This is a genomic window from Streptococcus mitis (assembly GCF_003942865.1).
Taxonomy (GTDB): Bacteria; Bacillota; Bacilli; order Lactobacillales; family Streptococcaceae; genus Streptococcus; species Streptococcus mitis_BI.
On the sequence record NZ_RJNZ01000007.1, the window covers coordinates 48850 to 62142 of the forward strand.

Consider the following 13293-nt stretch of genomic DNA (forward strand, 5'->3'; position numbering starts at 1 on the left):
TTATGAAAAAAGTACTTTGTGTCATTTATCCTAATTTTTCTCTTTATGAGATAACCACTTTAACGAGTACTTTAGCTCTGTCTTTTGATATCACGATTGATTATGTCGCTTCTGAGAATTCGATGGTGGTCTCTGAGGATGGTTTGTCCTGTCAACCGACGAAAACATTGGATCAGATCCGTATAGAAGATTATTCTTGTGTGATTTTGCCAGGAATGGTAAATATAGGTCCTGCTCTACAAGATGAGAAATTGATCTCGTTTTTGAGAAGTCTTAATGAGCAAGACATCCTAATTGCAGCCATTTCTTCAGCGCCCTTTTTATTGGCGAAAGCAGGTTTATTGAACGATACGAAATTTACAGGTGGGATTTGGCAAAACTTCTTTGACTATTTTGAATTTCTTCCTCGGGAAAATTTCAAAGCAAAAGCTGTCCTGCAAGATAAAAATATCATTACTGCTATTGGCTTTGCACATCTAGAGTTTGCAAGAAAAGTGATTCTTGGTCTAGGTTTGGCAGAAAATACTGACAACTATTTTAAAGAACAGAGCGAATATTCAGAAGAGAATTTGATTTTTACTCTATCGCACAAAGAGTTTGAGGAAGTGAAGCAGAGTATAGAAAATACCCTCTAATGATTTACTTATAAATTATAGAAAGGAATTGAACCCGACCTAAATTCTCGGAAAAAAGAGAAATCTGTCTAGGAGCATCGCTCCAGCGTCAGATTTCCTATTTTTCAGTCGAATTTTACGGTCTTGGTATCTTGTATGAACAATACTGAATTTTATGATCGTCTGGGGGTGTCGAAAAACGCTTCGGCAGACGAGATCAAAAAGGCTTATCGTAAGCTTTCCAAAAAATACCACCCAGATATCAACAAGGAGCCTGGTGCTGAGGAAAAGTACAAGGAAGTTCAAGAAGCCTATGAGACTTTGAGTGACGACCAAAAACGGGCTGCCTATGACCAATATGGCGCTGCAGGTGCCAATGGTGGCTTTGGAGGCTTCGGTGGTGGAGCTGGCGGTTTCAATGGGGCAGGTGGCTTCGGTGGTTTTGAAGACATCTTCTCAAGTTTCTTCGGCGGAGGTGGTGCTTCGCGCAATCCAAACGCTCCTCGCCAAGGGGATGACCTCCAGTATCGTGTGAACTTGACCTTTGAAGAAGCTATTTTTGGAGCTGAAAAAGAAGTCAAGTACAATCGTGAAGCAAGCTGTAGTACATGTAATGGCTCAGGTGCTAAGCCAGGAACAAGTCCAGTCACTTGTGGACGCTGTCATGGCGCTGGTGTCATTAACGTCGATACGCAGACTCCGCTTGGCATGATGCGTCGTCAAGTAACCTGTGATGTCTGTCACGGTCGCGGAAAAGAAATCAAAGACCCATGTACAACATGTCATGGAACAGGTCATGAAAAACAAGCCCATAGCGTACATGTGAAAATCCCTGCTGGTGTAGAAACAGGTCAACAAATTCGCCTAGCAGGTCAAGGTGAAGCAGGCTTTAACGGTGGACCTTATGGTGACTTGTATGTAGTGGTTTCTGTGGAAGCTAGCGACAAGTTTGAACGTGAAGGAACGACTATCTTCTACAATCTCAACCTCAACTTTGTTCAAGCAGCTCTTGGTGACACAGTAGATATTCCAACTGTTCACGGTGATGTTGAATTGGTTATCCCAGAGGGAACTCAGACTGGTAAGAAATTCCGCCTACGTGGCAAAGGAGCTCCGAGCCTTCGTGGCGGTGCAGTTGGTGACCAATACGTTACTGTTAATGTCGTAACACCGACAGGCTTGAACGACCGCCAAAAAGCAGCCTTGAAAGAATTCGCAGCTGCTGGTGATTTAAAAGTCAATCCAAAGAAAAAAGGCTTTTTTGACCATATTAAAGATGCCTTTGAAGGAGAATAAAGCAAAAAGAGCCGTCGGGCTCTTTTTACTTATCTTCAGTTTCCTGTGTTTCTTTGATCACAGCTAGTCTAGTCTGGATATCCTTTTCCAAGACCTTAAACTTGTAAGTCAGGTCTTCTTGGTATTCTTTGATGAGTTCTTTTTGTTGGTCGATGATTTGCAGGCTGTTTTGGATAATATCCACATCATCCTTGATAGCTTGAACGCGGTCAGTGGTATTCAAGACTTCATCCGTGATGGTTTGGCGATTTTTTGTAACCAGATAACTTCCAGCTGCAGCTCCTGCAAATAGCAGTAGATTGGATAATTTCATAGCAACTCCTTAGGCGTTTTTGATAGTTTCAGCGACTTGAGCAAGTTTGTCAAAGTCAGGTTCGTGGGCGATAAAATCAATCTTGAGGTCATCGTCCGCACTGTAGCGAGGCACGAGGTGAACGTGGGTATGAAAGACGGTTTGCCCTGCGATTTCTTCACAGTTGGCAATGATATTCATACCAGCAGCCTTGGTAGCTTTCATGACTTTTTGAGCTACTTTTGGTACTTGGGCAAAGAGTTGGCTGGCGCTAGTAGCGTCCATTTCTAAAAGATTGCGATAGTGTTCCTTTGGCACGACCAAGGTGTGTCCTGGTGTCACTTGAGAGATATCAAGAAAGGCAAGAACCTGCTCATCTTCATATACTTTTGAAGCAGGAATTTCCCCTGCGATGATTTTACAAAAAATGCAATCTGACATAAAATCTACCTCTACTGTATTGAATTTTGATATAATATAGCTACATTATACCAGATTTGGAGAAAATATGTTAGAAATTAAAAACCTGACAGGTGGCTATGTTCATGTTCCTGTCTTGAAAGATGTGTCCTTTACTGTTGAAAGTGGGCAGCTGGTCGGTCTGATTGGTCTCAATGGTGCTGGGAAATCGACGACTATTAATGAAATTATCGGTCTGTTGACACCCTATAGTGGTTCTATCAATATCAATGGCTTGACCCTGCAAGAAGATGCGACAAGTTACCGCAAGCAGATTGGCTACATTCCTGAGACACCTAGTCTGTATGAGGAACTGACCCTCAGAGAGCATATTGAAACGGTTGCCATGGCTTATGGTATTGAGCAGAAAGTGGCTTTTGATCGAGTAGAACCTTTATTAAAAATGTTTCGTCTGGATCAGAAATTGGACTGGTTCCCTGTTCATTTTTCAAAAGGGATGAAGCAGAAGGTCATGATTATTTGTGCTTTTGTGGTGGATCCAAGTCTCTTTATCGTGGATGAGCCTTTCCTTGGTCTTGATCCATTGGCTATTGCGGACTTGATTCAACTTTTAGAAGTGGAAAAGCAAAAAGGCAAGTCTATTCTCATGAGTACCCACGTGCTGGATTCGGCGGAGAAGATGTGTGATGCCTTTGTTATTCTTCACAAGGGAGAGGTGCGTGCTAAGGGGAATCTCCTGCAACTGCGCGAAGCCTTTGATATGCCTGAGGCTAGTTTGAATGATATTTACTTGGCTCTGACCAAAGAGGAGGAGCTATGAAAGACTTGTTTTTAAAGAGAAAGCAGGCTTTTCGTAAGGAGTGTGTCGGTTATCTGCGCTATGTTCTCAATGACCACTTTGTCTTATTCCTACTTGTTCTGCTGGGCTTTTTAGCCTACCAGTACAGTCAACTCTTGCAACATTTTCCTGAAAATCATTGGCCTATTCTTTTATTTGTAGGAATTACGTCTGTTTTACTTTTGCTTTGGGGAGGAATTGCCACCTATATGGAGGCTCCAGACAAGCTCTTTCTCTTAGTTGGAGAAGAGGAAATCAAGCTACATCTCAAGCGTCAAACTGGCATTTCCCTAGTCTTTTGGCTCTTTGTCCAAACCCTTTTCTTGCTTTTATTTGCGCCTTTATTTTTAGCCATGGGTTATGGCTTGCCTGTTTTTCTGGTCTATGTGCTTTTATTGGGAGTAGGTAAATATTTCCTCTTTCGTCAAAAGGCCAGCAAATTTTTCACTGAAACTGGACTGGACTGGGACTATGTTATTACCCAAGAAAGCAAGCGTAAGCAAGTCTTGCTTCGTTTCTTTGCCCTCTTTACGCAGGTCAAGGGAATTTCAAACAGCGTCAAGCGTCGTGCCTATCTGGACTTTATCCTAAAGGTTGTTCAGAAGGTACCGGGAAAGATTTGGCAAAATCTCTATTTGCGTTCTTATCTACGAAATGGAGACCTCTTTGCGCTTAGTCTTCGTCTGCTCTTGCTTTCCTTGCTGGCGCAGGTCTTTATCGAGCAAGCTTGGATTGCGACAGCAGTGGTGGTTCTCTTTAACTACCTCTTGCTCTTCCAGTTGCTGGCCCTCTATCATGCCTTTGACTACCAGTATTTGACCCAACTCTTTCCACTGGACAAGGGGCAAAAGGAAAAAGGCTTACAGGCTGTAGTCCGAGGATTGACCAGTTTCGTCTTAGTAGTGGAATTAGTTGTCGGGTTGATTACCTTCCAAGAAAAACTAGCCCTTCTAGCCTTGTTGGGTGCAGGTTTGGTTTTACTAGTCTTGTACTTACCTTATCAGGTAAAACGTCAGATGCAGGACTAACATTGCCTATATGATACTAAAAAAGAAGTTGAGTTCAGTTTGTCTCAACTTCTTTTATTTTCTACAAGAGAATGGTTGGTCCATAGAGACTCAACTTGGTCTTGACCTGGTCAAAGTGGAAGCGGTCATAGGCCCGCCAAGCAGCGCGAGTAGGAGCATCTGGATTGAGGGCGCTGAGTCCCATAAGAAGACTGGAAGTCTGGTAGAATTTTTCCAGTTCAATCAAGACTCGATTATCCACTGTTTCAGCCTTGGCTAGAAAACCAAGAATAGAGTTTAATTGCTCCTGAAAGCGGACGTCGTCAGCGGTTGCCTGTCTGCATGCTTGATAGGCTTTGTTTAAGTCAGTAATCAAAGTCTGAGCTCTTTTGATAGGGTCTGTATCTGTCATGGGAATGCCTCCTCTAATCTGGGTGCTAGTCTTGTTTCTAGCAACTGTATTTTGATACTGTCAGTTTATCACTTTTATCTCCTTTTTCACCATAAAATCTTTAATTGCCCTTGAAATTTCCTGAATGGTACTGTTAAGATTTTATGATAAAATAGTTGTAAGATTATCATGCTTATTTGAGGAACAAGACACCCTTCAGGAGCGTTAAAGGCCTGTTTAGGATTTGGTGGGCTTGTATCATAGTATTTTTGCTATTCTCTTTTTAGGAAGAAATCGAAACAAGGAGAGTAAGAAGATGAGAATATTTGTTTTAGAGGATGATTTTTCCCAGCAGACTAGGATTGAAACGACGATTGAGAAACTCTTGAAGGAACATCAGATCACTCCCAGTTCTTTTGAGGTATTTGGGAAGCCAGATCAACTGCTGACTGAAGTCCATGAGAAGGGGGCGCATCAACTATTCTTTTTGGATATTGAGATTCGAAATGAGGAGATGAAGGGTCTGGAAGTGGCTAGAAAGATTCGGGATCGGGATCCCTATGCTCTGATTGTCTTTGTGACGACTCACTCGGAATTTATGCCTCTATCTTTTCGCTACCAAGTGTCTGCTCTGGACTACATTGATAAGGCCTTGTCAGCAGAGGAGTTTGAATCTCGTATCGAGACAGCCCTCCTCTATGCCAATAGTCAAGATAGTAAAAGTCTGGCGGAAGATTGTTTTTACTTTAAATCAAAATTTGCCCAATTCCAGTATCCTTTTAAAGAGGTTTATTATCTCGAAACGTCGCCCAGAGCCCATCGTGTTATTCTCTATACCAAGACGGACAGGCTGGAATTTACAGCGAGTTTAGAGGAGGTTTTCAAGCAGGAGCCTCGTCTCTTGCAGTGCCACCGCTCTTTTCTCATCAATCCTGCCAATGTAGTTCGTTTGGATAAGAAAGAAAAACTGCTTTACTTTCCCAATGGTGGAAGCTGTCTGATCGCGCGTTATAAGGTCAGGGAAGTGTCTGAAGCTATCAATAACTTGCATTGAGCTAGGAGAACTTATGTATAATATTTGGATTATATTGTATACACTTGTTACTCAGGGACTAGAAATTGTCATTTTCTTTAAGGTGGATGGAATTGGTCTCACTTTTGAGAGAATTTTTAAGGCTTTTCTTTTTAAGATACTATTGGCCTTTGTTTTTGTAATGATTAGCTATATAGTAGGAAATACTTACCTATCTTATTTTATGGAACCCTTGTACGGTATAGGCTTGTCTTTCTTATTGTTAAGAGGGCTTCTTAAAAAACTCCTTTTCTTTTATGGTCTCTTTCCAATGATATTGGTGAATCTCTTTTATAGAGGTATTTCTTATTTTGTGCTTCCATTTTTGGGACAAGGGCAAGCATATAATGACTACTCATTTACTGGGTTATGTATAATAATTTTCAATTTCTTCATTTCTCTAGCCTTTTTGAAATGGTTAGACTATGATTTCACTAACTTGAGAAAGGAAATTCTAGATAAAGGTTTTCAAAAGTCCCTGACTACGATTAACTGGATAATGGGGGGCTACTATCTAGTCATGGAAAATCTATCTTTCTTTGAATATGAACAGGGGATTCAATCAACGACTGTTCGCCATCTGATCCTAGTCTTTTACCTGCTCTTTTTTATGGGGATTATCAAGAAATTGGATACCTATTTGAAGGACAAACTCCATGAGAGATTGGATCAAGAGCAGGCCTTGCGCTACAGAGATATGGAACGCTATAGTCGGCATATAGAGGAACTTTACAAGGAAGTCCGGAGTTTTCGCCATGACTACACCAATCTCTTGACCAGTTTACGTCTGGGCATTGAAGAGGAGGATATGGAGCAGATAAAAGAGGTCTACGACTCGGTCTTAAAGGATTCCAGTCAGAAATTGCAGGACAATAAATATGACCTTGGTCGACTCGTGAATATTCGTGATAAAGCCCTCAAAAGTCTTCTAGCAGGGAAATTTCTAAAAGCCAGAGATAAGAACATAGTCTTTAATGTCGAAGTTCCAGAAGAGATTCAGGTCAAGGGGATGAGCCTACTTGATTTTCTAACCGTTGTTTCTATCCTTTGTGACAATGCTATTGAAGCCAGTGCAGAGGCTAGTCAACCTCATGTTTCAATCGCCTTTTTAAAAAATGGAGCACAGGAGACCTTTATCATTGAAAACTCCATCAAAGAAGAGGATATCGATATTTCTGAAATCTTCTCCTTTGGAGCAAGTTCTAAAGGGGAGGAAAGAGGAGTTGGTCTCTATACCGTTATGAAGCTTGTGGAAAGCCATCCTAATACCAGTCTAAATACCACCTGTCAAAATCAAGTCTTTCGTCAGGTTTTAACAGTTCACTCGATGTCAGTTGATGATTAGAAGATCTGTGGAAAGAAATACCGCCTGTAGTCATCAATTAAAATGCCATAGTATATGAGGTACCCTATATGAATAAGAAATCCTATTTTGTCATCTGTTCTACGTTGATTATAGCATCGAATCTTCTCATGATTTCCGTGGTGAATAAGGGAGAAGAAACGGGGAGTAATCTGTTTGTGATTGCTATAGCCTGTGTTATGTTACCATCATTCTTATATGCGGTTGAGAACCGAATGGCTTCTTTAATTCGGACAGGGTCAGTAGCTTTACTCTTATTGACAGTATTGTCTTTAGTCCGTCTTGTCAACAGAATAGAGAGGACGCCTGAAATCCTCAACATTATCATTACCCTCCTGGTTTTGGCAGGTGGGACAGCCTGTATCCTGGTTGCGATTATGAGAATATATGAGAACAGACGGAAGTGAGGGTGAATCGTTTTCGATTTTAGGTCTTTACGTTGTTAAATTCCCCTAGGGCAAGTATGTTTTTCATGCTTGCTTTTTTAATTTTTTACAATTCAAGATGTTTTGATGACCATTCGTGATTTGGATGGAAAATTTTAAAAAATAGTAGTATACTAACCTTATTAAGGTTGTAATAGGACGAAAGTAAAAAGAGGTATTCCTCGTGAATGCAAAAACAATGTTACAATTGGCTATTATAGTTGCTTAAAGGCTTGAGCTTGTATGTAGAGGAGCTGTACTTGGAGGTAATTATGGATTTCAAAAGTTTTCTTATTGCTTTTGTTGTTGGTATGTTTGTTTCTTTTATTACTTCTTTAATTAGGGAAAAATTTTTAAAATCTCCAAAGAAGAATAAAGATAGATCTAATTAGATAAAGAGATTTTTTATCGCTAGTTTAATCTACAGGGGAGTTTCTTTAATATTGTTTCGCCTGTTAAAATGATATGTGATAGCAGGATAAAAAATCTACAAATTAAGTTGGTATCAATATGGTGTAAATGGCAAGTATGTTTTTCATGCTTGCTTTTTTAATTTTTTACAATTCAAGATGTTTTGATGACCATTTATGATTTGAGTGCTCCAAGGATAAAATGAGTGCTATACTAGCAGTGTAAAGGTTGTAGCTAAACTAAGATAAAGCATACATTTAGGAGGAAATTTTATGAAGAAAAAAATACTGATTATTTTCGTTCTATATCTGATCATGTCTATCCTTCTTTATCCGCTTAGGGAGAGTATTTGGTATCATCTATTTTATATCATAGCCTATATGATTGCGGTTGTGATCTATTTTGCTTTAACTAAAAAGAAAGGAGCAAAGAAATGAAAGCTTTTCTTGCTAAAAAACGGAACATCTTTCTTACGAGATTGTTCCTAGGGCAGTTGCCCTTACTTGTCTCTACTTATCTATTTCTATCTCGTCAGTTTTTAAATTTTTCCTTGGTTTTCCAATTTCTTTTAGTGGTTATTAACTTGGCTTCTATTTTGGTTACTGTTTACCTCACTAGGGAGATGAGGATAAGAGAGTTTGAAGATGATGATTTGGTTAGTCCTAGAACCAATCAACTTATGTATATCGGCTTGACAGGTTTTATGTCTATTATCTGTTTGTATAGAGGTATCACAGCAGGAGAATTCTATCAACAATTAATAGCCTATATTGGCGCTATTCTCTGCTTGATCATCATGCTTCTACTCATTTGGGGATTGAAGTATTATAAAAAGTAGGGAAGAACTTTCTTCTTAATCTGCGACTAGTCTATAGTCTGGCAAGAGGAGGTCGTCATGTATGAACACTTATTTTTCCTAGATTCCAAAACCTTAGACCGGTTGACACCCTATATTCTAGTCTTGGCTTCTGACACTATTGCATTTAATGTTTTTGTGCTAACCTTTGTGTCTGCGGTGGTCTTTAATTTCCTGAATCCCATGCTAGCTTTAATGGCTATCTTCTTAGGGGCTGGTTATGTGGTCGGATTTTGGTTACTCAAATGGTTTGTTTTGGAAAGACTAGAGTTAAAGGATGACTTGTAGGGAAGTTTGTTTGTTGAGGAGGATAGTTTTATGGCCATTTTCAATAAGTGCCATGCCTTATTTTTGGGATTTTTAGTACTAATAATTGTAATCACAGTTCCTTATACGATTAACCATGGGGATTTTTTTCAAAATGAATTTGAATTGATTATTGTAAGTCTTCTTGTAACCTCGATGAGTGTTACTTATGCTAGAAAGTTTGAAATGATTTCTTTTGGGATGTTAAGCAAGAAAGAACTTTTGCTTTTCATTGCAATTTTTCTCCTAAGTGTACTTGAGACGCTGGTTTATATTCATTTCTTCGCTGTTTCTTCTGGTTCAGGGGTTCAACACTTGGCGGAAGTCAGCAGAGGAATTTCCCTGTCTTTGATTTTGACTTCCTCAGTTTTTGGCCCCATCCAGGAGGAACTCATTTTCAGAGGACTTCTTCAAGGTGCGGTTTTTGACAACTCTTGGTTAGGGCTTGTGCTAACTTCCTCTCTCTTTTCTTTCATGCATGGACCTTCTAATGTCCCTTCGTTTATTTTTTATCTACTTGGGGGCTTGTTGCTGGGCTTTGCTTATAAAAAGAGCCAAAACTTATGGGTTTCTACTCTAGTTCACATGTTTTACAATGCTTGGCCACTCTTATATTATTTATAAAAATCATGAAAAGGTAAGCAGAAGACGGTGCTTGCCTTTTTCTTTCTATAATGATACCCAAGCCAATCCAGAGGCTTTTCTTTGAGAATCGGGCGTGGAGCGGTTGACGAATAGGCCAAAAACTAGTAGAATAGTAAGGAAACTTTATACGGAGGAAAGAAATGGATTTGGGTGATAATGAGCTAACACTGACTCCCATACCTGGGAAAAGTGGCAAGGCTTATATGGGTAGCTATCCTGATGGGAAGCGCATCTTTGTAAAAATGAACACCTCTCCAATCCTACCTGGTCTAGCTAGAGAACAAATTGCTCCACAATTATTATGGAGTCGCCGTTTGGCAGATGGGCGTGATATGTGTGCTCAAGAATGGTTGACAGGCAAGATATTGACCCCCTATGATATGAATCGTAAACAAATCGTCAATATTTTAACCCGTCTTCATCGCTCACGTCCTTTGATGACACAGTTGAGTCGTTTGGGCTATGCCATGGAAACACCTGTAGATTTACTGCAGTCTTGGCAGGAAACGGCTCCAGATGCTTTGCGTAAAAATCATTTTATCAGTGAAGTGATGGCTGATTTACGTCAGACTATTCCAGGATTTAGAGAGGACCATGCGACCATTGTCCATGGAGATGTACGACATAGTAATTGGATTGAGACAGACAGTGGCTTGATTTATTTGGTAGATTGGGATTCGGTTCGATTGACCGATCGCATGTTTGATGTGGCCCATATGCTCTGCCATTATATTCCAGAACATCAGTGGAAGGAATGGTTGACTTACTACGGTTACAAGTATAATCAAACGGTATTAAATAAATTGTATTGGTATGGTCAACTGTCTTATTTGAGCCAGATTTCCAAGTATTATATGAACCAAGATTTAGAAAATGTCAATCGGGAGATTCATGGCTTGCGTCACTTCCGAGACAAGTATGGAAAGAGAAGATGAGAGTTAGAAATCGTAAAGGGGCGACAGAATTACTAGAGGCAAATCCCCAGTATGTGGTCCTCAATCCCTTGGAAGCCAAGGGAAAATGGCGGGACTTGTTTGGCAATGATAATCCCATTCATGTGGAAGTTGGAAGTGGAAAGGGAGCCTTTGTTTCAGGTATGGCCAAGCAAAACTCTGACATCAACTATATCGGGATTGATATTCAAAAGTCTGTTTTGAGCTACGCTTTGGACAAGGTTCTTGAAGTTGGAGTACCGAACATCAAGCTCTTGTGGGTAGATGGTTCTGACTTGACTGACTACTTTGAAGACGGTGAGATTGATCGCTTGTATCTGAACTTTTCAGATCCATGGCCTAAAAAACGCCATGAAAAGCGTCGTTTGACCTACAAGACCTTCTTGGATACCTTCAAGCGTATCTTGCCTGAAAATGGAGAAATTCATTTCAAGACGGATAACCGTGGCTTGTTTGAGTACAGTTTAGTGAGCTTTTCTCAGTATGGCATGAAGCTCAATGGTGTCTGGCTGGATTTACATGCCAGTGATTTTGAAGGCAATGTCATGACAGAATACGAGCAAAAATTCTCCAACAAGGGACAAGTTATCTACCGAGTTGAGGCAGAATTTTAAGAAATAGCCTAAAATCAGGCTGTATAAGTGCTTTTGCTTTACATAAGTTGGCAAACGTGCTATACTAGTAGTAAGAATATGAGAAAGAGAGGCGGGGAAATATCTTCGCCTCTTGCTTATGAGGAGGTGGACGCAATCGCAACAATCGTAGAATTAGTCAGAGAAGTTGTAGAACCTGTTATTCAAGAACCTTTTGAACTCGTGGATATCGAGTATGGAAAGATTGGCAGTGACATGATTCTCAGTATTTTTGTAGATAAACCTGAAGGAATTACCTTGAACGACACGGCAGACTTGACAGAAATTATCAGTCCTGTCCTAGACACCATCAAGCCAGATCCCTTCCCAGAACAATATTTCCTAGAAATCACCAGTCCAGGTTTGGAACGTCCTTTGAAAACCAAGGATGCCGTCGCTGGAGCGGTTGGGAAATACATCCATGTCGGGCTCTACCAAGCCATCGATAAGCAAAAAGTCTTTGAAGGAACTCTGTTGGCCTTTGAAGAGGACGAGTTGACCATGGAATATATGGACAAGACACGTAAGAAAACTGTCCAAATTCCATACAGTTTAGTATCAAAAGCACGTTTAGCAGTAAAATTATAGAAAAAGAAAGGATAGCTTTTGAGGATTCAAAAGTGAAGAAAACATGAGTAAAGAAATGCTAGAGGCCTTCCGCATTTTGGAAGAAGACAAGGGAATCAAAAAAGAAGATATCATCGACGCAGTAGTAGAGTCGCTTCGTTCCGCTTATCGCAGACGCTATGGTCAATCAGACAGCGTAGCTATTGATTTCAACGAAAAAACAGGTGACTTTACCGTTTATACTGTCCGTGAAGTGGTTGATGAAGTATTTGATAGCCGTTTGGAAATCAGCTTGAAAGATGCTCTTGCCATTAATTCAGCCTATGAACTTGGTGACAAAATCAAGTTTGAAGAAGCACCTGCTGAGTTTGGTCGTGTAGCAGCCCAATCTGCCAAACAAACCATCATGGAAAAAATGCGCAAGCAAACACGTGCCATCACTTACAATACTTACAAAGAGCATGAACAAGAAATCATGTCTGGTACTGTAGAACGCTTTGACAACCGCTTTATCTATGTCAACCTTGGCAGCATTGAAGCCCAATTGTCAAAACAAGACCAAATTCCTGGTGAAGTTTTTGCTTCTCATGATCGTATTGAAGTTTATGTCTACAAGGTTGAAGACAACCCTCGTGGTGTCAACGTCTTTGTTAGTCGTAGCCATCCAGAAATGATCAAACGTTTGATGGAACAAGAAATTCCAGAAGTTTATGATGGAACTGTTGAAATCATGAGCGTAGCTCGTGAAGCTGGTGACCGTACTAAGGTTGCAGTTCGTAGCCATAATCCAAACGTGGACGCTATCGGTACAATCGTTGGACGCGGTGGAGCGAATATCAAGAAGATTACTAGCAAGTTCCACCCAGCTCGTTACGATGCCAAGAGCGACCGTATGGTCCCAATCGAAGAAAACATCGACGTTATCGAGTGGGTAGCAGATCCAGCTGAATTTATCTACAATGCCATCGCTCCTGCAGAGGTTGACCAAGTTATCTTTGACGAAAACGACAGCAAACGTGCCTTGGTGGTTGTTCCTGATAACAAGCTTTCTCTTGCTATCGGTCGTCGTGGGCAAAACGTGCGCTTGGCAGCTCACTTGACTGGTTACCGTATCGATATCAAGTCTGCTAGCGAATTTGAAGCCATGGAAGAAGCTGGTTCGGTAGATTTTGAAGCAGAAAACGATACTGTAGAAGAATAAAAGC

18 protein-coding genes are annotated in these 13293 nt (G+C 40.5%); 15 read left to right on the top strand and 3 right to left on the bottom strand.

What is annotated here, in order from left to right; all coding sequences use genetic code 11:
• Window positions 1–2 precede the first annotated feature (2 nt).
• Entirely contained in the window at window positions 3–635 is a 633-nt protein-coding gene (locus D8845_RS06105) for a DJ-1/PfpI family protein (RefSeq protein WP_125452839.1), read from the top strand.
• Window positions 636–770: 135 nt separating this feature from the next.
• The gene (gene dnaJ / locus D8845_RS06110; protein WP_023940782.1) at window positions 771–1910 is read left to right on the top strand and encodes a molecular chaperone DnaJ; all 1140 of its coding nucleotides are present in this window, start codon (window positions 771–773) and stop codon (window positions 1908–1910) included.
• 25 nt (window positions 1911–1935) lie between these two features.
• Here dnaJ and D8845_RS06115 read toward each other — a convergent pair whose 3' ends face one another.
• Complete coding sequence (locus tag D8845_RS06115) at window positions 1936–2223, bottom strand: hypothetical protein (RefSeq protein WP_049487998.1); 288 nt, start codon at window positions 2221–2223, stop codon at window positions 1936–1938.
• Between the two features lie 9 nt (window positions 2224–2232).
• A complete protein-coding gene (locus D8845_RS06120) occupies window positions 2233–2643 on the bottom strand; it encodes an HIT family protein (RefSeq protein WP_001278317.1) in 411 nt (136 codons plus the stop codon).
• Window positions 2644–2710: 67 nt separating this feature from the next.
• On the opposite strand from D8845_RS06120, the gene D8845_RS06125 reads away from it, so the two are divergent.
• Window positions 2711–3442 (top strand): ABC transporter ATP-binding protein, encoded by a 732-nt coding sequence (locus D8845_RS06125; protein ID WP_000889954.1) that lies wholly within the window; start codon window positions 2711–2713, stop codon window positions 3440–3442.
• On the top strand, window positions 3439–4488 hold the full coding sequence (locus D8845_RS06130; protein WP_125452840.1) for an ABC transporter permease: 1050 nt from the start codon (window positions 3439–3441) through the stop codon (window positions 4486–4488). Before D8845_RS06125 ends, D8845_RS06130 begins: the two co-directional genes overlap by 4 nt.
• Window positions 4489–4549: 61 nt before the next feature.
• Here D8845_RS06130 and D8845_RS06135 read toward each other — a convergent pair whose 3' ends face one another.
• Window positions 4550–4879 carry a helicase BlpT gene (locus D8845_RS06135; protein ID WP_125452841.1) on the bottom strand — a complete coding sequence of 110 codons (330 nt, stop codon included), beginning with the start codon at window positions 4877–4879 and terminating at the stop codon, window positions 4550–4552.
• Between the two features lie 295 nt (window positions 4880–5174).
• Between D8845_RS06135 and D8845_RS06140 the strand changes: the two genes are divergently transcribed.
• From D8845_RS06140 to nusA, 11 genes are all read left to right on the top strand, one after another.
• Complete coding sequence (locus D8845_RS06140; RefSeq protein ID WP_125452842.1) at window positions 5175–5912, top strand: response regulator transcription factor; 738 nt, start codon at window positions 5175–5177, stop codon at window positions 5910–5912.
• A gap of 13 nt (window positions 5913–5925) precedes the next feature.
• The gene (locus tag D8845_RS06145; protein WP_125452843.1) at window positions 5926–7275 is read left to right on the top strand and encodes a sensor histidine kinase; all 1350 of its coding nucleotides are present in this window, start codon (window positions 5926–5928) and stop codon (window positions 7273–7275) included.
• A 233-nt stretch (window positions 7276–7508) separates the two neighbouring features.
• The gene (locus D8845_RS10470; RefSeq protein ID WP_260467943.1) at window positions 7509–7700 is read left to right on the top strand and encodes a hypothetical protein; all 192 of its coding nucleotides are present in this window, start codon (window positions 7509–7511) and stop codon (window positions 7698–7700) included.
• A 290-nt stretch (window positions 7701–7990) separates the two neighbouring features.
• Window positions 7991–8110, top strand: a complete 120-nt coding sequence (locus D8845_RS10475; RefSeq protein ID WP_125452845.1) for a PncF family bacteriocin immunity protein — start codon at window positions 7991–7993, stop codon at window positions 8108–8110.
• 452 nt (window positions 8111–8562) lie between these two features.
• Complete coding sequence (locus D8845_RS06165) at window positions 8563–8967, top strand: immunity protein (protein WP_125452847.1); 405 nt, start codon at window positions 8563–8565, stop codon at window positions 8965–8967.
• 57 nt (window positions 8968–9024) lie between these two features.
• Window positions 9025–9273, top strand: a complete 249-nt coding sequence (gene blpZ / locus D8845_RS06170; RefSeq protein ID WP_125452848.1) for an immunity protein BlpZ — start codon at window positions 9025–9027, stop codon at window positions 9271–9273.
• Window positions 9274–9303: 30 nt separating this feature from the next.
• Window positions 9304–9915, top strand: coding sequence for a CPBP family intramembrane glutamic endopeptidase (locus tag D8845_RS06175; RefSeq protein ID WP_125452849.1), 612 nt, complete (start codon window positions 9304–9306; stop codon window positions 9913–9915).
• Between the two features lie 161 nt (window positions 9916–10076).
• Window positions 10077–10871, top strand: coding sequence for a cell cycle regulator CcrZ (ccrZ, locus tag D8845_RS06185; protein ID WP_000362999.1), 795 nt, complete (start codon window positions 10077–10079; stop codon window positions 10869–10871).
• The gene (trmB, locus tag D8845_RS06190) at window positions 10868–11503 is read left to right on the top strand and encodes a tRNA (guanosine(46)-N7)-methyltransferase TrmB (RefSeq protein WP_084930052.1); all 636 of its coding nucleotides are present in this window, start codon (window positions 10868–10870) and stop codon (window positions 11501–11503) included. The genes ccrZ and trmB overlap by 4 nt, the downstream gene beginning before the upstream one ends.
• 126 nt (window positions 11504–11629) lie before the next feature.
• On the top strand, window positions 11630–12109 hold the full coding sequence (gene rimP / locus D8845_RS06195; protein ID WP_000338698.1) for a ribosome maturation factor RimP: 480 nt from the start codon (window positions 11630–11632) through the stop codon (window positions 12107–12109).
• A 43-nt stretch (window positions 12110–12152) separates the two neighbouring features.
• Window positions 12153–13289, top strand: coding sequence for a transcription termination factor NusA (gene nusA / locus D8845_RS06200; protein WP_125452850.1), 1137 nt, complete (start codon window positions 12153–12155; stop codon window positions 13287–13289).
• Window positions 13290–13293 lie beyond the last annotated feature (4 nt).

Coding starts and splice junctions, on each gene's coding strand:
- D8845_RS06140 (WP_125452842.1), top strand. CDS start 5,175: ATGAGAATATTTGTTTTAGAGGATGATTTTTCCCAGCAGACTAGGATT.
- D8845_RS06120 (WP_001278317.1), bottom strand. CDS start 2,643: ATGTCAGATTGCATTTTTTGTAAAATCATCGCAGGGGAAATTCCTGCT.
- D8845_RS06125 (WP_000889954.1), top strand. CDS start 2,711: ATGTTAGAAATTAAAAACCTGACAGGTGGCTATGTTCATGTTCCTGTC.
- D8845_RS06115 (WP_049487998.1), bottom strand. CDS start 2,223: ATGAAATTATCCAATCTACTGCTATTTGCAGGAGCTGCAGCTGGAAGT.
- D8845_RS10475 (WP_125452845.1), top strand. CDS start 7,991: ATGGATTTCAAAAGTTTTCTTATTGCTTTTGTTGTTGGTATGTTTGTT.
- D8845_RS06175 (WP_125452849.1), top strand. CDS start 9,304: ATGGCCATTTTCAATAAGTGCCATGCCTTATTTTTGGGATTTTTAGTA.
- blpZ (WP_125452848.1), top strand. CDS start 9,025: ATGTATGAACACTTATTTTTCCTAGATTCCAAAACCTTAGACCGGTTG.
- D8845_RS10470 (WP_260467943.1), top strand. CDS start 7,509: ATGGCTTCTTTAATTCGGACAGGGTCAGTAGCTTTACTCTTATTGACA.
- D8845_RS06130 (WP_125452840.1), top strand. CDS start 3,439: ATGAAAGACTTGTTTTTAAAGAGAAAGCAGGCTTTTCGTAAGGAGTGT.
- trmB (WP_084930052.1), top strand. CDS start 10,868: ATGAGAGTTAGAAATCGTAAAGGGGCGACAGAATTACTAGAGGCAAAT.
- ccrZ (WP_000362999.1), top strand. CDS start 10,077: ATGGATTTGGGTGATAATGAGCTAACACTGACTCCCATACCTGGGAAA.
- D8845_RS06105 (WP_125452839.1), top strand. CDS start 3: ATGAAAAAAGTACTTTGTGTCATTTATCCTAATTTTTCTCTTTATGAG.
- D8845_RS06135 (WP_125452841.1), bottom strand. CDS start 4,879: ATGACAGATACAGACCCTATCAAAAGAGCTCAGACTTTGATTACTGAC.
- D8845_RS06145 (WP_125452843.1), top strand. CDS start 5,926: ATGTATAATATTTGGATTATATTGTATACACTTGTTACTCAGGGACTA.
- D8845_RS06165 (WP_125452847.1), top strand. CDS start 8,563: ATGAAAGCTTTTCTTGCTAAAAAACGGAACATCTTTCTTACGAGATTG.
- nusA (WP_125452850.1), top strand. CDS start 12,153: ATGAGTAAAGAAATGCTAGAGGCCTTCCGCATTTTGGAAGAAGACAAG.
- dnaJ (WP_023940782.1), top strand. CDS start 771: ATGAACAATACTGAATTTTATGATCGTCTGGGGGTGTCGAAAAACGCT.